Origin of the sequence: Capnocytophaga bilenii (assembly GCF_017565765.1) — a bacterium.
GTDB classification, from domain to species: domain Bacteria; phylum Bacteroidota; class Bacteroidia; order Flavobacteriales; family Flavobacteriaceae; genus Capnocytophaga; species Capnocytophaga bilenii.
Genome location: NZ_JAGDYP010000005.1, coordinates 19,455 through 42,285, shown reverse-complemented (window position 1 = coordinate 42,285; position 22,831 = coordinate 19,455). Strand labels below are relative to the sequence as shown.

Sequence of the window (22,831 nt, the reverse complement as noted above, 5' to 3'; positions counted from 1 at the left end):
AGAAAGTCGGCGAGCTGGCGCAGCCGAGTATGTGACGAACAATAAACGAAGGGTAAGCGTCTTTTTTTTGTATATTCTAAAATAAATCGCTACCTTTGTTGCTTTAAAAATATGATAGTCTATCAAAATATGAATAAAGAAAATGAAGATACTAAACATTATTGGTTGTATAGTCCTGGTGAACAAGCTGTTAAATGGGAGGAGTTTTATAACGAAGATATTATGGCTATTGGCTGGGACAAATTGGGAGATTTGGAAAATTACACGGATAGAAAATCTATTCTTAAAGCCCTAAGAAACAATTATGGAGGAGGAAAAGACCAACGTAATAACGTTTCTGCTCTTGATGATTTTTGCAGCGGAGAAAATAAAATAAATATAGGCGATATTGTCATTGCTAAAAAAGGAAAAAATACTTTATTAGGCTATGGCAAAGTAATCTCTGATTATTATTTTGATGAAGAAAGAGCTGCATACAAGCATTGTCGTGAAGTTAAATGGCTAAAAAAAGGAGTATGGGATGCTAATAATAATCTACCGATTAAAACACTTACTGATGTCACTACTTATAACTCTGATATTGAAGGAATTAAATATGCTAAATACTTACTAAATATTATGAACGGAAATACACAAGCTCAAGAGGACAACCTCGTTATTAAACTTTTAAAATACAAACCTCAAATTATCCTACAAGGACCTCCGGGTACAGGTAAAACCCGCGAAGCCAAACGCATTGCCAAAGCATTATTAGGTTTAGGAGAAAATGATACTTTAAACAACAATGAGCAATTCAAACTTATTCAGTTTCACCCCAGTTATTCCTATGAAGATTTTGTAAGAGGTATTGTGGCTGAACCTAATGAAGAGGGAGATGGCATTGTTTATACTGCTGAAAACAAAATATTAGGAACTTTTGCTAAAGAAGCATTAGATAATTGGCATAAAGCCCAACAAAGCACTCAAACTTTAAAGGAAGAAGAGATTTTTAAAGCTTTTATAGAACACATAAAAGATGAGTTAGCCAAAAGTGAAGATTACAAATACCCTCTTACTGAAGCTGTTTATCTTTTTGATGCTGATGACAAACGATTCAAGTACAAAGGTGATAATTGGGAAGTTCACAACAAAGGTTTAAATATGAACTATGCTGAAATTAAAAGTATTATTAGTTCAGGCGTAAAAGACAGACAAGGGGTTACCAAACTAACAACTATAGGCGGTCAAGCAAGACGACATGCTTCTTATTTTATTAGAATTGTAGAAAAATACTATGAGTTTAAAAATTCTTATAAACCTATAGTAGCTGATAAAATACCGCTTAAAAACTATGTCCTTATCATCGATGAAATCAATCGTGCAAACCTATCAGCTGTACTAGGCGAACTTATCTATGCTTTAGAATATCGAGGCGAAGCCGTTCAAAGTATGTACGCTATCGAAGGCGACAGCTCCCTTACCCTACCCCCAAACCTCTACATTATAGGTACAATGAATACCGCCGATCGCTCAGTAGGGCATATAGACTACGCTATCCGCCGCCGCTTTGCCTTTGTAAATATCCTACCTAAAGACCTTACTAATGAATTAGGTAATAACTTTGCCAAAAGCCTATTTGATAGTGTAGCCAACTTATTTAAGGATAATTTATCTCCTGAATTTAAGAAAGAAGAGGTACAATTAGGACACTCTTATTTCATTACAAAACATACGCCTATTAACATCCGTTGGGAGTACGAAATTAAGCCTATTTTACTTGAATATGTGAAAGATGGCGTACTCATAGGACAAGATATTGAAGACAAAATAAATGATTTAAAACCTCTTTAAATGCCTATCCTTCTATCCGAACATAAAGATTACATCGTCAATACAGAAAATAATCCTCTTTTTGAAATGCTCAAAACAAAGTCTGTAAGAGTATTCAAAACAGAAAGAGGACAAACTATTTATCCTTTTTCTTTGATAGTGAATGAAAATTCAGTTACTCTAAAAGCCGATTACTATATAGGTATTGATTGGCTTGCAGGACAAGAATTTGTATATGTTGAACCCAAAATGAACTATCAAGAGCAGGAACTAGAAATTAACTTCCAAAAAATGCTATTTGATATTTACGCTGCTAATATAGATCCCAAATACACTCAGAATCTTATCAAAATCTATTGGGAGGAGCCTCTAATAACTATTGAACAACAGAAAGATAGGCTCACACCTTTTCTAATAATACAGTTTTTATTATTACTAAAACATATTGTACGTAAAGGACTAAAAAAATCTTACTACATAGTAGAGAAAGATTTCAATAATCGTATTAAAGGGAAAATACAACTTAGTAAACAGCTCAAGCAAAATATCTTTAAAAACAAGTATACTACACATTTATGTCAATACCAAGAATTTGGAATTGATAATCTTGAAAATCGTTTTCTGAAGAAAGTATTGCAGTTTGTTATCAGCTTTAAGAATACCCATCCTAATTACTTTGCTGAAAATGATAGAGATATACAACAGCTTATTAACCATTGTATTCCCTACTTTGAGTTGATATCAGATGAAATACCCTATAAAACACTTAAAAATATAGCTACAAATCCATTTTTTAAAGAATATGAAGAAGCCATTCGTATCGGAAATCATATATTGAAACGTTTTTCTTATAATATAACCCAAACATCACAGCAAAAAGTAGCTATTCCTCCTTTTTGGATAGATATGCCTAAACTTTTTGAGTTATATGTATATAAAAAATTACAAGAAATATTTTCTAAGCAAGAAATATTTTATCACTTCACCGCCGATTATACCGAATTAGATTTCTTACTCAACAGCCCTAAATACAAAATGGTCATCGATGCTAAGTACAAAACCATTTATAAAGAAGGAAAAGTAATAGACGATATTCGCCAAATAAGTGGTTATGCCCGCTTAAAAAATGTTTATAAAACATTAAAAATAGATGATGATAGATTGATAGATTGCCTTATTATTTACCCTTCTTTAGTGAATAGTGACAATTTCAGTATAGAAGATAAAGAAGAAATTTCTGAATATAAAAATCTCTATAAACTAGGCGTTTCATTACCATTAATCATTTGATTCCTAAATATATTTAGGGGCAAAATCATAGATAAAAGCACATACTTCAGCCATAGTAAGGTCGTTTTCAATACGGAAGTCATTCCACACACGGCAAAACTCCAAATAATACAATACCCGTTCTTTTACGTCCTCTCTTGAGGGTAAAGGAGGCATTTCTACGCCAAAAGTCTCTGCTATTTTCTTTAATTTTTTAAAATTGCGGTAAAAAAGATAAGGAATGTAGCAATCGTTATCCTCTACTCTATCCAAGCCATAAAGTGCAATAGAAAGAGGAATCATACGTGGTATAAGAAAATCATAATTTTCAGGATAAAAAATATCAAAATCAAGCTTACACTCTACTATATACCCTTTCAGTCCTCTATCAAGTATATAGTTAAAAAGATCTTTTATAGGCACATCATAAGGAATTAGTGAATTTTCAAATACATTAGTGATAATGTGTATATAGGCAGGAAATTGGGCTGCAGCTTCTTCTTTTACAAAAGCTGCAAGAATACTATTCATACTCCCCTCTTCAAATATCTTTATAATTTTTTTTGCCTCTTTAGTTTCTTTGTAGTTGTTCCAGTTCGTTAAATCTGTAGTTTTCATTGTTTTATTGTTTTTTAATTTGTTTTCACTTCCCAGAAACCATTACGTTTTCCATTTTTGCGCTCAATAAGTCCTTTTTCTACCAAATTTGCAGTAATAGACTTTACAGTGCGTTCCGATTTCCCTATATGATTGGCTATTACCTTTTGGGTAGCGGTAGGGTATTGTTGTAAGTATTGTAGCACTGCCATTTCTTCCAAAGTGCAATTCAAAGTGCAAATTTTACCCTTTGGAATTTTCTCTTTTGCACTTTGAATTTCTTCACCTACTAATAAATACCTATTTTTAAGCTCATTTTCTTCACCTAAAATTAGGTTTCTAAAGAAGCGTTCTATATATTCGGTAGTTGCTGTTATTCCTTTAGCAAGATTGTTGTAGTTGGCACGTACTAAGGCGTTACGAAAATACCAAGAATGATAGGCAAAGGCTTCATTGCTCATTGCAAAGCCAAAAGTACGCAAATATTGAATTGTAAAAACTGCTGTTGTACGTGTATTCCTCTCACCAAAAGGGTGTATTTGCCACAAACCTGACACAAATTTAGCTATATGCTTAATCGCTTCCTCTACCTGCAATCCTTGATAAGAAAAACGCTTTTCCTGCTCAAAATCATAGTCCAAAGTCTCACGTAAATTGTGCGCACTAGCGTAGAGGACTGTATCTCCACTCAGTACCCACTCCTTCTTGGTAATATTGTAATCGCGTAAATTGCCTGCAAACTTATAAATACCTGTAAATAACTTCCTATGAATACCTATATATGCTACTGGGGAAAAGCTAAAAGCCGATTCGGTAAGTAGTTCAGTGATGCGTGCAGAGACTTTGTCGGCTTCTTCAGTGCGTTCTTCTGTATTGTCAAGGCGTAAGGTTTTGGATTGGTAGTAACTATCAATGAGATGTTTAGCCTCTTCAATGGTAATATCCCCCTCAATATGTTGTTTAGCCGTTTGAACAAGATAAGCTGAAGGTTTCAGTCCGTCTACCGCCTGCAAGCCAATAGCCGTCTGCCACGCCTCGCCTTTTTCACGCCGATGAGGTTCAGTTTCCCTTATATATTGCTCAAAGTCATTCATTGTACTACTTTTTATTAATCCTTTATGCCTATAAAAATATCTACTTCGGAAGCATCTCCTTGCTGCGACTTCTCTGTGTAGCGTTCATAGTCATATAGATAAGTGCGATTGAGCGTGGTGTCGTTGTCCCAAATATATTGCCACATCGCCCCTACTGCCTGAGGCATTGCACCCTTGGCTACAAACTTTTGAAAGGTTTGTTCAGGAAATTCCCTACCTTCTAAGCCATTGGGAATTGTGCTGAGCGTGGTAACTTCCACTCCTATGATACAAGTGTAAGGCTCGGTATAGTCCTTTTGGTAATCAGTGTAAATGCTATAAATAGCATCGCTTACCTTATTGGGTATTTTTGCCAAAAGTTGCTCACTAAAAAAGCGTTCCCAAAGGTTTCCGATGTCTTGCATCGCTTGTCCATTCTGATTGGTAGTGCGCACGCTGATTCCTATTATTTTCATTTTCTATATGTTTTTATTCTTCAAAAAATCTCCTCTAATTCGTTACAAACTTGCAATACTTTCTAAAAGTTGGGGTTATTTTTTCTCTTTTATAGTTATAAAAATATCTACGGAGGTATCGCCTTGTTGAGATTTCTCGCTGTAGTGCTTATTGTTGTATAATTAATTTTAGTTATAAGTATTAATTAGTGAAATTATAATTTTGTCTTACCATCTAATACTCCTTTCATATATTCTCCTAATGCACCTAATAAATAAAAAATGAAGACAAATAAGCGAATAACTAAAGTTATTATTATAATTTTAAATGTGATTATAAAGAAATTCTTTACTCCTATTAAAATACTATTCTTACTAATTGTTACAAATCTATATTTCATTATATCAATTATAAAAAAATCATTAAACATTACTATAAGTAATAGTAGAACAATTAGAGTAAAACATATTAATAATGATTCTAATAGAATAAAAATAAACTTTCTACTAAAATTTTTAGTTCTAATAAACTCATCTTTATTACTAATTCTATTTTCTTTATTTTCAATATTTTTCCTAAGAATTTATCAAATATTAAAGTCAATGCTGGGACTATAAAACAAATCAGAATAGAAAACAGAGTTATAAGAAAAGTACTTATTTTTTCATCCTTGAATAAGTTCTTTACAAAAAGAGAAATAATAATAGCAAATATTATATAGTAAACATTTGACTTAAAAATATTTTTGAAAGTTAATTCTAGAGGATTATTGTTTTCTTTTTCTAATAGGTTTCTATTTCGCCATTTAAAACTTTCTTTCAAAATTAGGATTATATTCTTTCTAATCTTCATCTATAAAATCTTCAGGATATACTTCAGGTATTACAATTTCTTCCAATGTTTTTAATGCAAAATCTTCCAAATCTTTCCATATTGGAGTATAGTTTTCTTCTAATCTTATATAATTCTGTAAAAATATAGTAGGTTTTATTTTTATTGAATCATCATCTAAAACAAATCGAGTAGGAGTAGATAAGGTACTTCCTCCTTTCCTTATATAACCATATTGTTTATTGAATGTATCTAAAGATCGTGCTTCTCCTTTAGAATTTATTATTTTAAAATCTTTAATTTTTTTCTTCCAAAAAGATAGAGAAAGAAGATTTATATTTTTACTCTTAGAAAGTATATTTACCTCAATTATAAAGTTTTCGGAGGAATGTGTATCTCTATCTAAATCATCTATTAAATATTCATTAGAAAAAGTAAACTTTTCAATTATACCATTCTTTTTGATTTCTTTTTGCATTTCAATCGGCATAAAAGATTTAAGAATAGCTTTCAAAGATAAGTTATCAATTTTGAATAAGTCCCGAATAAAAGGTAAGAAAACATCCGAAATTTGATCTGACGTATAATTTTGTAAAATAAGAATACCTTTACTCTTATCTAAAGGAGTAAAAAGTAAAAAGTAAAAATCATCTAAAAGTACAGATGTATTTGAAAGTTTGTTTTTCTTATCAGGATTTTTCAAATCTCCTTCTTCTTTTCCAGTATCATATTCTCCTCCTTTAATTAGTCCATGAATAATATGTTTTTCAGATAGAAACTTAATATTTTTATTTAAATTCTTCTTTTTTTCTTTCTCAATATAAAAAGCTTTCTTCTTTTCATTATCAACCTTATACTTACCACTGATTTTATCAAAAATATATTGTAAGAAAGTATTCATTAAGATACTATTGTCTATATTATCTCTCGTATTCTTACTTTTTTTAATACTATATAGCTCAGTAAATAAGTCTCTAAATGTAGGTTTTTCTTTCTTGTAAGAGTTTATGTTTATAATAAAAAACTCTATCTTAGGATTTTTAGCCATAATTACAATTTGTTTTTCTAAAAAGATTCTTAAAACACTCTGGCAAAGCTCATTTTAATCAAATGACCTTTGCCAAAGTGCTATTAGTCACTATCCTCGGTACATCTTTTCCCTCAATTCCTGAATATTCTTGTCGTCCATATACTCATCAAAGGTCATATAGCGGTCAATAATGCCACTAGGGGTAAGCTCGATGATACGATTAGCAACAGTTTGCGAAAATTCGTGGTCGTGAGTGGTGAAAAGCACAGTGCCTTTGAAGTTTTTCAATGAGTTGTTAAAGGCAGTGATGCTCTCCAAATCTAAGTGGTTAGTAGGTTCGTTCAGCATTAGCACATTAGCGCGCAACATCATCATACGGCTAAGCATACAGCGCACTTTCTCGCCTCCTGAAAGCACTTTGCAGTTTTTGAGGGCTTCCTCGCCACTGAAAAGCATCTTGCCCAAGAACCCACGCACGTATACTTCCTCGCGCTCTTCCTCTGTTTTTGCCCATTGGCGCAACCAATCCACCAACGAAAGGTCTTGGGTGAAGAAATCGGAGTTATCCACCGGCAGATAAGATTGTGAGGTGGTGATACCCCACGCAAAAGTACCCGCATCGGGCTTAAGGTTGTTGTTCAGAATCTCATAAAATGCAGTGGTGGCACGAGAATCCTTAGAAATCACAGCTACTTTATCGTCTTTGGCAAGGTTAATATCCACATTCTTAAACAATATTTGTCCGTCAATAGACGCAGCGAGGTTTTCCACGTGTAGAATTTGGTCACCTGCCTCGCGGTCGCGGTCAAAGATGATAGCAGGGTAACGGCGAGAAGACGGTTTAATTTCCTCAATATTAAGCTTTTCCAACATCTTCTTACGAGAGGTCGCTTGTTTTGATTTTGCCACGTTAGCACTAAAGCGCGCAATAAATTCCTGCAACTCTTTGGCTTTCTCTTCTGCCTTTTTGTTCTGTTGCGCACGCTGACGGGCTGCCAACTGACTACTTTCGTACCAAAAAGTATAATTACCCGAATAATGGTTGATTTTTCCAAAGTCAATATCCGAGATATGAGTACAAACAGCATCAAGGAAGTGACGGTCGTGAGACACTACAATCACCGTATTGTCATAGTTTGCCAAAAAGTTCTCTAGCCAACCTATAGTCTCAAAGTCGAGGTCGTTGGTAGGCTCGTCCATTATAAGTACATCAGGGTTGCCAAAGAGAGCTTGCGCAAGAAGCACACGCACTTTGAGTTTGCCGTCCATTTCCGACATCATAGTGTAATGCATATCCTCAGCAATACCCAAGTTAGAGAGCAAAGCGGCAGCATCACTTTCGGCATTCCAGCCATTCATCTCATCAAACTGCATTTGTAGCTCACCAATACGCTCAGCGTGCTCATCAGAGTAGTCAGCATAGAGGTCATCCATCTCTTTCTTAATTTTAGAAAGGACTTTGTTACCCATAATCACAGTGTCGAGTACAGTGTAATCGTCATAAGCGTAGTGGTCTTGCTCAAGTACCGACATACGTTTGCCTGGTTCGAGGATGACACGCCCCGAAGTAGGCTCTTGCTTGCCTGAAAGGATTTTAAGGAAAGTAGATTTGCCTGCTCCATTGGCACCGATGATGCCGTAGCAGTTGCCTTGTGTAAAGGTTACGTTCACCTCATCAAAGAGAACGCGCTTGCCGAATTGTACGGATAAATTGGATACTGATAACATTATTAATAATGAATGTTTAATGATTAACGTTTAAAATGCAAATATACGAAATATTTTGTAATATTCCGTATATTTTTTTGATAGTTAGTTTATTTTTTCTGAGACTTTACCTTCCGTACTTGTTCTTGCGTTACGATTGTTTTATTGTTGTCCCAATTGTTATACACATAGGTAAGTACATCGGCTATTTGTTCATCATTAAGTTGTTGTGGTGGCATTACACCATTGTAGCTTTGTCCATTTACGGTAATCCCTCCAGAATGCCCTTTTACTACAAATTCTATAGCTCTATTCACATTGGCATTTAGGTAATCGGCTTTGGCAAGAGGCGGATAAGCTCCCGTAAGTCCTTGTCCTTGTACCTGATGACAAGCTACACAAGTTCGGCGATATACTTTCTGTCCGTCTTCTAATTGTTCTGCTAAAGTTTTATTTTTAGCAGTTTGTGGGGTGTTAGGTTCTGTCTTTTGTACTTTCACATCAGTAGCTTGATAAGGTTTAGGTGCTTCTCCTCCAAAAATAGTAGGGTTTTCCATTCCTTGTGCTACTAATAATCCTAAAGCACCTTTGTTGAAAGCTCTAAAAATAGAATGATCTACAAGCACATATACACCAGGCACTTCCACCTTAAATTCAACAATAGCAGCTCCTCCCGCAGGTATCATTGTAGTTTGTACATTTTCATTGATGAGCGAACCGCCTTCTACCCGCACTCTGTCAAAAATCTCACCTATCACGTGGAATGATGACACCAAATTAGGACCCCCATTCCCTACAAAAAGTCTCACTGTTTCACCTGGGTTGGCTACCAAAGCTCTTTCATTAGTAAGTGCTCCTACTTTACCATTAAAAACTACATAATCTGGAGTTTCTGCCAAAGCTTTTTCTTGGCTAAATGCCTGAGTACCTCCAGCACCATGCCCTTCAACAGTATAGAAATCACCTTGCATTACGTAATATTCCCTATCTACAGGGGGTAACCCTCCTTCGGGTTCTACTAGTATAAGCCCGTACATACCATTGGCAATATGCAATGGCACAGGCGACTGAGCGCAATGATAAACAAATAATCCAGGATTAAGACATTTGAAAGTAAAAGTACGTTGTTGTCCAGGAGCTACCAATGATACTGCTGCACCGCCCCCTGTTCCTGTAACAGCGTGCAAATCAATATTATGTGGCAGTTTATTATCAGGATGATTTTTAAGCGTAAAAACTACTTCATCACCCACACGAGCTCGTATAAAGCTACCAGGTACTGTCCCTCCAAATGTCCAAAATAAATATTTAGTACCGTCTACTATTTCGCCTTCTTTTTCAATAATATCTAAGGTTACGTAAAGACGCGTTGCTTTACGATTGCCTATAGGTGCAGGAACTTTAGGAGGTGAAGTAAGTTCTGCTTCCATTTCACCTTCTACTACAATATCAGTAGCAGGGATAGAAGTACTGTTGTTGCTACAAGAAGTAGCTATAAATGAAGTAAATAAAGCAAAAGAAAAGAGTTTTGTAATGTGCTTTTTCATCTTAGGTAGTCGTTTTTAGTTGGTACAAAAGTACAAAAAAATATAATAAGCACAATAATAAGATGATAATTTTATCTTAATTCTTTTTTAGGTATATAAAGCTCCTGTTACATTGATGATTTGAGTGGCTTCTTCTCTAAAATCTTCGGGGGTATGACTTATAATAAATACTGTAGCTTTCGTTGCCTCCTGATGTTTTAAAATTACCTCTTTCATCACATTTTTCATTGTAGCATCTACCGATGATAGTGGCTCATCAAGCAATATAATAGGAGCTTTTTGTGCCAAAGTACGTGCCAAAGCTACCCTTTGTTGCTGTCCTCCAGAAAGTTGAGTTACTTTTCTATTTTTAAGTTGCTCCATATCAAAGGCTTTTAGCAATTGTTGTATGTATGCATCATCTTTTTCCTTTTGAGCAAAAGCAATATTGCCCCACACCGTCATATTAGGAAACAAAGCATAATCCTGAAACATAAAAGCCACATTACGCTGTTGTGGAGGCAAATTAATACGCTGTTGAGTATCGATAAAAACCTTATCATTTGCGTTTATGTAAGCTCGTTCAGGAGTGATAAGTCCTGCTATTACCCTAAAAAGAGTAGTTTTTCCAATGCCAGAAGGACCATACAAACACACCAAGGCTCCATCAGCAACTGTTTCATTTACTTCCAATTTGCGCTCACCTTCCGATGTAAAAATAGTATGTGATAGTTTTATAATCATCAAAAAAGATTTTATGAATTAAGAATTTTATTTTTTTTATTTACACTGAAAATAATTAGCAGAATAAGAAACGAAATAGCAAAAAGTATAAAAGCATATTGGTTAGCAAGATCGTAATTCAAAGCCTGCACTTGGTCATATAGTTCAATTGATGCCACTCTTGTCTCGTTAGGAATGCTTCCTCCTATCATCAGTACAACGCCAAATTCACCTATACAATGGGCAAAAGTAAGTGCAATTCCTGTAATTACAGATGGTTTGATATTAGGCAACAACACACGCCAAAAGGTCGTCCATCGGCTCTTTCCCAAAGTGTAAGCCGCCTCTCTAAAACTCTTGGGCAACGCCATAAAACCGTTTTGTAACGGCTGAATCATAAAAGGCAAATTTGCTATAATACTCACCAATACTACTCCCTCAAAAGTAAAAGCTAATTGTATATCAAAATGTTCACTCAAAAATGCACCAAAACCGCGTGTCGGACTGATAAGCAACAAAAAGTAGTATCCCATTACTGTTGGAGGAAGTACCATTGGCATACACAATAAGGCTTCAAAAATTACTTTTAGCTTAAATTTTGAGTAAGCCAACCAATAGGCTATTGGCAAACTTAATACAAACAAGACGGCAGTTGTAATTACTGCCATCTTGCCTGTAAGTAATAAGGTATTTACGAAACTTTCCATTATTTTACTTCATATCCGTGTTTTTTCCAAATAGCGGTAGCCTTGCTACTAGTAATATATTTAAAAAACTTATCAGCGGCAGCCGTATTCTTACCTTTTATTACCACGCCTGCCTGAGCTATAGGTTGGCATTCTTCATTTTTCAAAACGTAGTACTTACCTTGTTTACCTTTCATTTCAGGTGCCAAAATAGTTGAAAGTGCTACAAATCCCACTTGTGCATTCCCTGTCGATACAAACTGTGCTGTTTGGTTGATGTTCTCACCCCATACAATTTTAGGCTCTACTGTCTCATATAAGCCCAATCTTTGAAGTGTTTCTACTGCATTTTTACCATAAGGTGCCAATTTAGGATTAGCAACAGCTATACGATTCACTTTAGGGTTAGATAGGGTAGCTTTTATGCCTTTTTTCACATCAATACTCATACTCCACAAAGCTACTTTGCCATAGCAGTATACTACTGAGCTACCTTCACCAAAACCTTTAGCAATCACTTCTTCAGGAAATTTAGTATTAGCAGCCAAGAAAAGGTCAAAATTAGCTCCATTCACAATTTGTTGTGTAAGCGTTCCCGAAGCTCCAAATACTATCTCTATTTCTGCACCCTTATTTTCTTTAAGGTATTGTTGTTTTAGTTCTTCCAATACATAACGTAAGTTAGCCGCAGCAGCAATTGTTATTTTATCTGCTGCAAAGCTGAAACCACTTGTAAGCATTAAAGCTACAACAAGCACAAATTTAAATATTTTTCTCATATGATAATCGTTATTTTTCAGTTTTTTTAAAAGTTAATCATTACACGCCCTTGTAGTATACCTATGTTTTTGTCGTTTTTAACTTTACTAGTAAGATTAGTGTGTGTATATGAAAGCATTAGTTGAGCGTGTTTATTCACTACATAGTTAGCTCCTAAAGTATAGCTGCGCATTTGCACTCCTTTTTTTACACCTGCTATGTTTTCACCATTGTAAAGGTCTGCCCAGCTTGCTCGTGCTACTGCTTCCCAGTTACCTGCTTTGCTAAGCCCTTTTAGTACAGCTTTTTGTGCATCATACTTATAAGTAGCTCCGTTAAAGGCATATCCTGCTTCTACGTATCCTGCTTGATAAGTACCTGTACCCGAAGTCTTTTTATTTACAAAAGTTTTCATATATTCACCACGAACAAAGAAGTTTTCGTTATGGAACATACTTTCTACCCCAAAACGATAACTACTTCTAGGGTTTTCTATTGTCATTTCTGCACCCAAAGCTGCAGCTTTTGGATTTATGTTAGTTTCTAGCGGACTGCTAATGGTCAATGTAGGATAAGTTCTGATGTAAGCAAATCGTTGGCTAGTACCAAATTGGAAAGTGCTTGTCTCATTAGCTATTGCTTTGAAAAGGTAACGTCCTGATAAAACAACACCAGAATCTCCTGAAGCTTGGTCGTTATAAGGACGCTCACTAAATATACCTGTGTGAGTGAAAAATTTAGGATTTACATAGTAGTAAGTAACACCTAAAAGACGTGCCCCACCCAATGTATTGTGAAAATTAGGACGTTGTATAAAGTGATACGCCATACGTCCTGTATTGGTTGTCATTCCAAAAGGTTCCCATTGGTAGCCAAAACGAGTAGCTTTGTACACCCCCTCTTCATTTTTATGAGTGTAACGTACCCAAAGGTCACGTGTGCGATTAGCTCCTGAAGGCGCTGCAAAATCAAAATCTGCATACGCATCCCAGTTGCCTGTCTTAAAACCAAAACGAGCACGTGCTTCAGTAATTTTTGTACCTGAAGTTAGTGGTGTAACATCATCTACGTAATAAGCAGCATCAGCCATAAAACGCATCCCTATAGTTGCTTTTATATCACCACTTGTAAATGAAACTTGCGCCGAAGCAGTAGAGAAGAGCCCTAATACTCCTCCAGCTAATAATAAAAAATGTTTATTCATATAAATTGAATTATTAATAAATTTCGTTATGATAATTATTACTACACGATAAGCCTAAAAAAAGGCTACTTATGTGCCTCTAAATAATTCTCTAAAATTGGGTGCAAAATTATTAAAAAAAAATAACATACAAAACATTTTCTTAAAAAAGTTTTAATTTTTTTACCCTCCTATTTTTATCATACTCCTATTTACCAATTTATTATTATCAACAGTATTCATTTCAGAGAACTGTCCTCCTTTTTCTTTATGTTTTCGCCATATACCTTCTTTTATAAGAGCTGTCAAATCTTCTCCTTTTCGGTACAGAGATAACAAGTCAAACTCTTCAGCTCCAAAAAGACAATTTTTCATCTTCCCATCCGAAGTGAGTCGTATACGGTTACACCCCCCGCAAAAAGCATTACTCATTGTAGATATAAACCCAAAAATTCCCCTACTCTCTTCGCTCAATTTATATTTTCGCGAGGTATCGTGTTTTTCGTCATTAAGTTTTATGCAGCTATATGATTTCTGAATCTCCAAAAGCATCTCATTTATAGAAATTACTTTGTTACGTTCCCACGCATTACCGTAAAAAGGCATAAATTCAATAAAACGCATCTCAATAGGATAGCTGTGCGATAAGCCTACCAATTGCAATAGCTCATCATCATTCACGCCTCGCATTATCACAGCGTTTAGTTTCACCTTAAATCCTTCATCTATACTGCGTTGTATATTTTCCCATACTTTGGGTAGCAAGTCGCGTTTAGTAATTTGTTTAAAACGCTCATTATCCAATGAGTCTATACTGATATTCAAATTCTGAACCCCATTATCTTTAAATAACGTGAAATATTTGTCTAACAATACCCCATTGCTCGTCACGCCCAACGACACATCAAGTGTAGCCAATTTCTTAATAATCTCAGCAAAATCGTGTCTTACTAAAGGTTCTCCCCCCGTAATACGTATTTTCTCAATACCGTAATTATCTACAAATACCTTCGAGATGCCAAAGATTTCATCACTATTCATCAATTTGGCATTAGGGGTACTGCCAAAAGGTTCATCTGGCATACAATATAAACAACGAAAATTGCAGCTATCTGTAATAGATAGCCGCAAATATGTATGTTTTCGTCCGAATGAATCGATTAAATTAGTACTCATATTCTTCTTCTTTTTCGTCTCCTTTCAAAATCTTACCTGTTTTAATCATCGGGATATAACGAAGAAAGAATAACAAGCAGCCAAAAATGACTACTGAACCTATAGCCGACCATGTAGCAAAATTTTGTACATCAATTTCCGTATTATACAAGTACAATGCCTTATTGATAGTACCAAATAGTAGCCACATTTGCATACCTGTAAACATTATATAGATCGCTATAATAAATCCCAACATATCATTGATACGTGAGGTTACTTTCTGAAGTGGTTTTTTTCTTATTGCCATAATTCCATTTTTTTAATTATGAGTGTGCCTTATGATTAATTTGCTTTTCATAAGTATAGTCTTCCACGTATATTTTGTCGTCTTTCACAATCACATTCAATCGTGGTAATGGGCGTGGTGGTGGTCCTTGTAACACCTTCCCATCCTTAGCATCAAAAAAACCGTGATGACAAGGACACTCTATCATCTGATGTTCGTGATCGTAAATCACAGCACAAGATAAGTGCGTACATTTTTGCTCATATACGCGCCAATCATTCTCACCCATCCTTATGAGCATATAAGGATTACGATGATCTCCATCCACATAAAACGTTTTTTGCGTACCTATCTTTATGTCCGAAACATTGCACACAAAGTAATCTTTAATTGTTTTTCTTTTATGAAAAAAATTAAAAACCGGTATAAAAACGTTAGCTACAGCCATAATTCCCGAAAAAAGTGTAATCACTTTCAAAAAATCACGCCTTGCTACATAACCTGCCTCTGTCCTTTTAATTGGAAAATCTGCTTTCCAATCAGGAATATCTTTATATCTGTCTGCCATTTGTTGTTAGTCTTTTTAGTGTTTTTAGCTTTTAAAATACCTTTATCTCTTCGCTACCTTTTGGCATCATCAGGTTTACTTTAGTAGTAACTACCTCTTCGCCAAATATAAACTTCTTAATAGGTGTACTATTAGGTCGTTTTTTAGCCACATTTTCTTTTGTATCAAAAGTCAAAGCTCCACTTGGGCAAACAGTAGCACACATAGGCTTTAACCCTACGCTTGTACGGTCGTAGCACATATTACATTTTTGCATCAATAGTGCATTTTGGTCTGGTATTTTAGGCACCCCAAATGGGCAGCTAAGCACACAGTTTGCACAACCTATACATTTAGATACATCTGCTGAATGTACAATACCATATTCGTCTTTCACTATAGCATCTGCAGGACACACATTCGCACAAATAGGATCATCACAGTGCATACACACTTGTACAGTAGTTTGTACAGTCTCCCGTCTGTCTATATAGTGAATATGAATCATTGTCGTTTCTCCGTTGGTTTCACACTCTGCACACGCCATCTCGCATGAGTGACAGCCTATACAGCGCTGCATATCCAAGAAAAACTCCATATCATTGAATTTCTCAAATTGTTCTGCCATTTTGTTTTACTCTTTTTATTTTACTCTTAGTAATTTTGTTGTTAGTATCAGTAATACTAGTTATTCCACTACAGTATCACCATCTTTGTACAATACATCACGGCTTCTGTAAGCGTACTCTGCCGAATCTTTTGCCTTTCTCTCGCCTGTTTTTTCTATTTTACAAGCACATACCTTAAATTCAGGCATTTTTGATATAGGGTCAAGACCATCCAAACCTACTGTCAATTGGTTTGCCGCATTTACACCACCCCAGTGATAAGGAATAAATATAGAGTCTTTACGTATGGTCTCTACCACATTAGCAGGAAATACTGCATTATTGCGACGAGTAATAACACGCACCAAATCACCTTCTTTTATACCGTATTTGGCTGCCAACTCTGGGTGTATTTCCATCAAAGGTTCTGGATATATATCTATAAGCTTTCCAATACGCCTTGTTTGTGTACCACTCAAGTATTGGCTTACCACACGTCCTGTAGTGAGCACTATAGGATAATCTTCATCTGGTTCTTCTACTGGTGGAATATAAGGGGTTGGGTTAAAGTGTGCTTTGCCGTCATTCGTTTTGAATTTCCTATCTTCCCATAGGCGTGGGGTTCCTGGGTGATCCAAACTTGGACAAGGCCAAAATACTCCCATATTCTTTTCTACTTTTTCGTAAGTAATACCGTAATAATCAGCATATGAACCCTTAGATATATGACGAATTTCGTTAAAAATATCCTCACTGCAAGAGTAGGTAAATTTATCCTCTTGCCCAAGACGTTTTGCCAATTCTTTAAGGATTTCTATATCGCTTTTTGCTTTCCCTGGAGGATTTACAGCCCCCGAAATACGCACTACTCGCCCTTCCGAAGTTGTTGTTGTACCTTCTTCTTCTTCTTGTAGCGACCCTGCCAATACAATATTTGCGTGACGTAGCGTTTCAGATAAGAAGAAATCTATACCTGCATAAAACTCCAATTTTTCTAAAGCACTTTTTACATATTTGTTATTAGGCAATGAAACTATAGGATTAAAGCAGATAGAGAGCAAACCTTTTATTTCCCCTTTATTGATAGCGTCAATAATTTCATAGGCACTTAGTCCTTTTCTTGGTAGCTCTTCTTCTGTAATACCCCAAAAATCAGCTACTATTTTACGGTGTTCTGGGTTTTCTATATCACGGTTACCAGGTAGCTGGTCGCATTTATGTCCGTGTTCACGTCCTCCTTGTCCGTTACCTTGTCCGGTAATAGTACCATAACCGCAGTAAGGTTTTCCTATACGTCCTGTAGCCAACACCAAGTTGATACAGCTCAGTACGTTCATCACTCCTTTGCGGTGTTGTTCTATACCACGAGCGTGCATCAAGAACGATGTTTTAGCCTTGCCCCACATTTCGGCAGCTTTATAAATCAGTTCTTTAGGTACACCTGTGATTTTCTCACCCCATTCAAGGGTGCAGTGTTCCACTTCTTTGGCAGTTTCTTCCCAGCCCGAAGTATAGTTATTTATAAAGTCGTGATCAAGCCAATCATTATCAATAAGCACCTTTAGCATAGTACTCATTAGTGCCGTATCAGTTCCTGAGCGCATAGGCAAGTGAATATCGGCAGTACGTGCTATAGGGGTTACACGTGGGTCAATTACAATCAGTTTTGCACCATTATCACGTGCTTCCCAAACTCTATAGGTAAGCACAGGAAAACATTCCGATACGTTAGCTCCTGTAATGATAATCACTTCAGCGTGAGCCAAATCAGCCCACGAGTTAGACGACCTATCCATACCAAATGCTTTCTTATTACCAGCACCAGCGCTCACCATACATAACCTACCGTTATAGTCTAAGTTAGCAGTTTTTAGTGCTACGCGAGCAAATTTACCTACCAAGTAACTCTTTTCAGTAGAAAGTGATACGCCCGAAAGCATTGCAAAGGCATTTCTACCATAAGTCTCTTGTATGCGTTTAATTTCGCTTACTACAGTGCTGTAGGCTTCTTCCCATTCTATAGGCACAAAGCCTACACCTTCTACACGTTTAATAGGTTGTAATAGGCGGTCTGGGTGGTTATCTTGCATATAACGTTGTACTCCTTTAGGGCACAAACGACCTTCATTGAAAGGAAACTCACGCCAAGGTTCAAAACCTACTACTTTCTTATTCTTTATTTTCAGTTTGATACCACACTGCAAACCACAAAAGCAGCAGTGGGTTTTCACTAGTTCATCTGGTGTCTGTGAAGCACGCGCTTTAGCAGTTTCTTTTGTCATATAGTGCTTATGCGGCCCCCACTTTGCTATAATCTCATCTACGGGTACGGGTAACGTTGCCATAATATTACGAGTTATCTTTTTTAGTTGTTGAATATATTATTAAGTTACTTTAAGTAAAATTTTTTTTATTAACCAAAGTAACGTCCATCCGCTTGTCTTGCCTTTAAGTGTGCTTTAGCAAGCATACAGCGTTTCCCTTCAGGACTGTACTCCAAATAGCTCATTCCTTCACTATTTTCAAGTTTAAAACCAAGCTCTTTGGTTACCTCCTTAAGGTCATTAATTTGCATTTTAGTAGCATATTCCTCTTCTGTGTGTGGGCACACTTGCATTCCTTCTTTAGCACCTTGTATACGATATACATTTGCTCCTATTTGGGCAGGGCGTTGAAAGATATGGAAGAATTTACCAAAAGGTATCCACATAAGGAACATCGCTACTGCTATAGCGTGCGTAATAGCCATAAACTGACTCATTTTACCTTCCAAAAATGAATAGTCAAACCAAATACCCAATCCTGTTACCGAAACTACAATAAGTAATATTAGTGGAATCCAGTCGCGTTCAAACCATTGGGTTGCCAACTGTCCCTCGTCTATCATTCGTCTGTGCATCATTATTGCACTACCTATGATTACCATTATAGCTGTCCATACAAGTATATGAAATAAAAATAATGCTACAATAGTACCTAATTTAAATTCCATCACATTGAATCCCATCATATGAGTTTCATAAGTATCCGTAGTACCAGGAACCAAAGTAAAGTGCATCCATCCAAAAGTAAGCCCAAAGGTTACCCCAAAAGATATTAAGCAACCTACAGAGAGCAAAAAGTGCCCTAGCCAACGCATCTTACTACGTGGCATTAAAAACTTCTGAAGTAAAAGATTTTTAAATGTTAATCGCCCGTAGTCCTTCAATTGGTTCCAATAATCCTTGCTGCGTAACAATTGCCAAGTACGTTGCCAATACTTTTTGGTAGGTGGGCGTTGTAGCCACATCGTGTGTCGATAGGCTATACCAAAAGTCATACTGATGGTACCAAAAAAGTAAATCATCAGTGCAGCATCATAGTTCTGCAGATTTACAGAACCTATCACAGTAATAGCTATAACCCCCAAAGTGGCTATAACTGCATTACGAAATGCTTTCTTGTTTATTCTGGTGAAAATTCTGAACATAATATTTGTTTTACTCGCTGCAAATTTACAACTAAAAAGTGAATTACAAAAGTTCTTAATGTAATTTAGAACGTTTCGTAATTCACTTATTTTCTTAAACCTATTGAAATATAAGGCTTTTATGCCTTGATTAGTTTCTTTCTAATTTTTTACTAGCTTGGGCGTTCACATCCTTTGCGTGTATAGAAGTACCAATTTATCCAAGTAGCAACTATACATAATGCAAATACACTCCAAAAGAATGCATTAGAATTACCTGTAAGTTGGTTTGATTGACTGATAAGAACACTAAATATAAAAGGCCCAAAAGCAGCCACTGCAGCTGTCCAACCTATTACTCCTGCCGACTTACGAGGCGAAGCCGCAAAAATCGTAGGATATTGCTTAAAGGTTGCTGCATTACCAACCCCTGTAAAGAAGAATATAGTCAACATTATAGCAAGGAACATTGGAAATTGATCCGCCGAAGTAGGTGTCAAATAACCTCCTAATATAAGTACTGCAAATAGTATTGTCATTGCAATACCTGTAATATGTGTAAGAATAGCACCTCCAAATTTATCAGCTACTTTACCAAAAAGCACTCGCATTCCTGAACTTATCATCGGCCCCAAGAAAGCGTAATGCAATGGGTCGATACTACTATCAAGCTTACTGTACAAACCTCTAATCAGCAACGGAAAAGAAGCTGAAAGACCCGCAAAAATACCAAAAGTCATAATATAAGTAATCGTGCAGTACCAAGTGTGTTTATCACTAAAAATATCCAATTGCTCTTTAAAAGACGCTTTTACAGGAATACTCTTCAGTGAAAACCACGCCCAAATACCCACCAAGAAAAGTGGTAATACATAAATAAAAGCCACATTCTCTAAGTAGATAGTTTTACCAGCTTGCGCTACAATCTCGCCTCCGCCCATAAAAGAAAAAATACTCAAACTAATAACAATAGGCGAAAGCAATTGTACCAAACTCACCCCAAAGTTACCTACCCCTGCTTGAATACCCAAAGCCGTCCCCGACAAACGTTTAGGGAAAAACAATGATGTAGAAGGCATATATGATGAGAAATCACCACCACCAATACCAAGCAAGAAACCTATCACCATAAAATATCCATAAGATGATGAAGGATCCATTACCGCAAATCCAAGCATCAACAACGGAATAATCTTCAATAGAGCACTAATAGATACTACCTTTTGTGTCCCAAAAATAGGAATCAAAAAAGTATTCAATATACGCAAAAGCCCACCTGCCAAACCTGGCATAGCAGCCAACCAAAACAATTGGTCTTCATTAAAATTAAAACCTATTTGAGGCAATTTAATAACCACTGCACTATACAAAAACCAGCACGCAAATGAAAGTGTAAGTGCTATTGTCGTAATCGTAAGCGTATTATTTGCTATTTTTTTACCTGTAGAATGCCAAAACTCTTCGTTTTCAGGCTCCCATTTTTCTAACCATTTACTCATTTGTAATCAATTATTAATTATTTAGTCTTTAATTATTCTATCTTATCTTGCAACTCTGGGGCTGCTTTCTTATTTAGTTTGTTAATTGTACGGTGCATCCAATACAAGCACGCTGCCGAAGTAAGGAATACAAATATCCAAGAGCTTGTCCATAAGCCAGAGAAATCAAGCAAGTAACCAAACAAAATAGGTCCTATGAATCCTCCAAGACCCCCTATCAGGCCTACCATACCTCCTACGATACCTACCTCATTAGGGAAGTATTCTGGTATATATTTGTATACAGCCGCTTTACCTATTCCCCACATAATACCAATGAGGATTACCAAAATAGTATATACCCATATATGAGCCTCAAATTTAATAAGTGTAACCCCTTGCGCTATCACCTCTTTTTTCTTCACCGCTTGGTTATCTTTCACCAAAGCTTCTTGCCAAGAGTATGATTTAGGAAATATATTATTCTCATCGCGTATTTCGGGCTTTTCTTTTAAAACAAAAGGTTTATCCACCCCTTGTAAGGTAATACTATTGTTTTCTACTTTTTCTACTGTCGTATTTTTAGGCGAAGCAACCCCCTTACCTGGAGTTAGAATCTCCATCTTGGGAAGCATCAACAAGCCTCCAATAACAAGAGATGAAAGCAGTACCCAATGCATTACTGCACGTGCCCCAAATTTATCTGATAAGTAACCTCCTAAAGCTCTAATCACCCCACTTGGCAAACTAAATGCAGAAGCAAGCATACCTCCTAATATCAAAGAAGTACTGTATACATTGATATAATAAGGTAACAACCATTGTGAGAAAGCTACAAACAAACCAAATACCAAGAAATAGTACAACCCAAATCGCCATACCCTTGTTGATTTAAGTGGTGTAAGCATCTGATGTACAGATTTAGGAGCTTGTGCTGCCTTCTTATTCTTAGTAAAAAGTAAAAAAGCCAAGCCCATTACCAAAATTACAATACCATAAATTATAGGTAGCCAGCGCCACCCTTCTAAATTCTCATTATTATCTGTAAGCCACTTTAAAAGTGTAGGTGCCAAAAAAGTAGTAAGTGCAGCACCAGCATTACCCATACCAAAAATACCCAATGCACGCCCTTGCCAGTTTTTAGGATACCATACTGAGGTGAAAGCTACCCCTACTGCAAAACCTGTACCCACCATACCAAAAAGAATACTCAAAATAAAGTACATCCAATAGGAATTTACGAAGTACATTAAAAAGAAAGGAATTGCACAGAAAATAAGCAATGTACTAAATACAGGTTTTCCACCGTATTTATCTGTTAGCATTCCCATTAAAGGACGGAATATAGATCCTGATAAAATAGGTAAGCCCAATAGCCAACCTGTTTCTACTACACTCCAATTAAAAATACCATTATCTACCAAATAGGTAACCAACACTCCATTAAGTGTCCAACAGGCAAAGCAAATGGCAAAAGCTAATGTGTTTAGCGTAAGTACAAAATGTGACGTACGCAGTGATGTCTCAGAACTCATTATTTATTATATTTTAAAATTGAATTTTCAGGCAAATGTATTAACTTTTTTTTATTCTCAAAAATAAAAACGAAAAAAAGAGAAATAAAAATTGATTTTTTTAATAAGCTATTTTTTATACA

General features: G+C 35.9%; 20 protein-coding genes. 2 read left to right on the top strand and 18 right to left on the bottom strand.

Features of this window, described 5'->3' with window-relative positions:
* Positions 1 to 129: 129 nt before the first annotated feature.
* Both J4N46_RS07415 and J4N46_RS07410 read left to right on the top strand, forming a co-directional pair.
* Entirely contained in the window at positions 130 to 1,830 is a 1,701-nt protein-coding gene (locus J4N46_RS07415) for an McrB family protein (RefSeq protein WP_236013882.1), read from the top strand.
* The gene (locus J4N46_RS07410) at positions 1,831 to 3,099 is read left to right on the top strand and encodes a 5-methylcytosine restriction system specificity protein McrC (RefSeq protein WP_208058784.1); all 1,269 of its coding nucleotides are present in this window, start codon (positions 1,831 to 1,833) and stop codon (positions 3,097 to 3,099) included.
* A 3-nt stretch (positions 3,100 to 3,102) separates the two neighbouring features.
* Here the strand turns inward: J4N46_RS07410 and J4N46_RS07405 are convergent, their stop codons facing one another.
* From J4N46_RS07405 to J4N46_RS07320, 18 genes are all read right to left on the bottom strand, one after another.
* A complete protein-coding gene (locus tag J4N46_RS07405; protein ID WP_236013881.1) occupies positions 3,103 to 3,696 on the bottom strand; it encodes a hypothetical protein in 594 nt (197 codons plus the stop codon).
* 14 nt (positions 3,697 to 3,710) lie between these two features.
* A complete protein-coding gene (locus tag J4N46_RS07400; protein WP_208058783.1) occupies positions 3,711 to 4,769 on the bottom strand; it encodes a Fic family protein in 1,059 nt (352 codons plus the stop codon).
* Between the two features lie 14 nt (positions 4,770 to 4,783).
* On the bottom strand, positions 4,784 to 5,224 hold the full coding sequence (locus J4N46_RS07395; RefSeq protein WP_208058782.1) for a GyrI-like domain-containing protein: 441 nt from the start codon (positions 5,222 to 5,224) through the stop codon (positions 4,784 to 4,786).
* Positions 5,225 to 6,045: 821 nt separating this feature from the next.
* Positions 6,046 to 7,083, bottom strand: coding sequence for a hypothetical protein (locus J4N46_RS07390; protein ID WP_208058781.1), 1,038 nt, complete (start codon positions 7,081 to 7,083; stop codon positions 6,046 to 6,048).
* Positions 7,084 to 7,173: 90 nt separating this feature from the next.
* Positions 7,174 to 8,793, bottom strand: a complete 1,620-nt coding sequence (locus J4N46_RS07385; protein ID WP_208058780.1) for an ABC-F family ATP-binding cassette domain-containing protein — start codon at positions 8,791 to 8,793, stop codon at positions 7,174 to 7,176.
* A gap of 89 nt (positions 8,794 to 8,882) precedes the next feature.
* Positions 8,883 to 10,319, bottom strand: coding sequence for a copper-containing nitrite reductase (nirK, locus tag J4N46_RS07380; RefSeq protein WP_208058779.1), 1,437 nt, complete (start codon positions 10,317 to 10,319; stop codon positions 8,883 to 8,885).
* Between the two features lie 87 nt (positions 10,320 to 10,406).
* Positions 10,407 to 11,042: an ATP-binding cassette domain-containing protein gene (locus J4N46_RS07375; protein WP_208058778.1), complete on the bottom strand. Its 636-nt coding sequence runs from the start codon at positions 11,040 to 11,042 to the stop codon at positions 10,407 to 10,409.
* Positions 11,043 to 11,053: 11 nt separating this feature from the next.
* On the bottom strand, positions 11,054 to 11,728 hold the full coding sequence (gene modB, locus J4N46_RS07370; RefSeq protein WP_009416303.1) for a molybdate ABC transporter permease subunit: 675 nt from the start codon (positions 11,726 to 11,728) through the stop codon (positions 11,054 to 11,056).
* Entirely contained in the window at positions 11,728 to 12,486 is a 759-nt protein-coding gene (modA, locus tag J4N46_RS07365; protein WP_208058777.1) for a molybdate ABC transporter substrate-binding protein, read from the bottom strand. Before modA ends, modB begins: the two co-directional genes overlap by 1 nt.
* A gap of 26 nt (positions 12,487 to 12,512) precedes the next feature.
* Positions 12,513 to 13,670, bottom strand: a complete 1,158-nt coding sequence (locus J4N46_RS07360; RefSeq protein WP_208058776.1) for a porin — start codon at positions 13,668 to 13,670, stop codon at positions 12,513 to 12,515.
* Between the two features lie 162 nt (positions 13,671 to 13,832).
* Positions 13,833 to 14,825: a GTP 3',8-cyclase MoaA gene (gene moaA, locus J4N46_RS07355; protein WP_208058775.1), complete on the bottom strand. Its 993-nt coding sequence runs from the start codon at positions 14,823 to 14,825 to the stop codon at positions 13,833 to 13,835.
* Positions 14,815 to 15,114 (bottom strand): hypothetical protein, encoded by a 300-nt coding sequence (locus J4N46_RS07350; RefSeq protein ID WP_009416307.1) that lies wholly within the window; start codon positions 15,112 to 15,114, stop codon positions 14,815 to 14,817. Before J4N46_RS07350 ends, moaA begins: the two co-directional genes overlap by 11 nt.
* Positions 15,115 to 15,130: 16 nt before the next feature.
* Complete coding sequence (locus J4N46_RS07345) at positions 15,131 to 15,661, bottom strand: QcrA and Rieske domain-containing protein (RefSeq protein ID WP_208058774.1); 531 nt, start codon at positions 15,659 to 15,661, stop codon at positions 15,131 to 15,133.
* Between the two features lie 31 nt (positions 15,662 to 15,692).
* Positions 15,693 to 16,268 (bottom strand): 4Fe-4S dicluster domain-containing protein, encoded by a 576-nt coding sequence (locus tag J4N46_RS07340; protein WP_009416309.1) that lies wholly within the window; start codon positions 16,266 to 16,268, stop codon positions 15,693 to 15,695.
* Between the two features lie 60 nt (positions 16,269 to 16,328).
* Positions 16,329 to 18,593 (bottom strand): molybdopterin oxidoreductase family protein, encoded by a 2,265-nt coding sequence (locus J4N46_RS07335; protein ID WP_208058773.1) that lies wholly within the window; start codon positions 18,591 to 18,593, stop codon positions 16,329 to 16,331.
* A gap of 68 nt (positions 18,594 to 18,661) precedes the next feature.
* Entirely contained in the window at positions 18,662 to 19,717 is a 1,056-nt protein-coding gene (locus J4N46_RS07330; protein WP_208058772.1) for an MFS transporter, read from the bottom strand.
* 152 nt (positions 19,718 to 19,869) lie between these two features.
* Positions 19,870 to 21,195, bottom strand: a complete 1,326-nt coding sequence (locus tag J4N46_RS07325) for an MFS transporter (protein ID WP_208058771.1) — start codon at positions 21,193 to 21,195, stop codon at positions 19,870 to 19,872.
* 32 nt (positions 21,196 to 21,227) lie between these two features.
* Positions 21,228 to 22,709, bottom strand: coding sequence for an MFS transporter (locus tag J4N46_RS07320; RefSeq protein WP_208058770.1), 1,482 nt, complete (start codon positions 22,707 to 22,709; stop codon positions 21,228 to 21,230).
* Positions 22,710 to 22,831 lie beyond the last annotated feature (122 nt).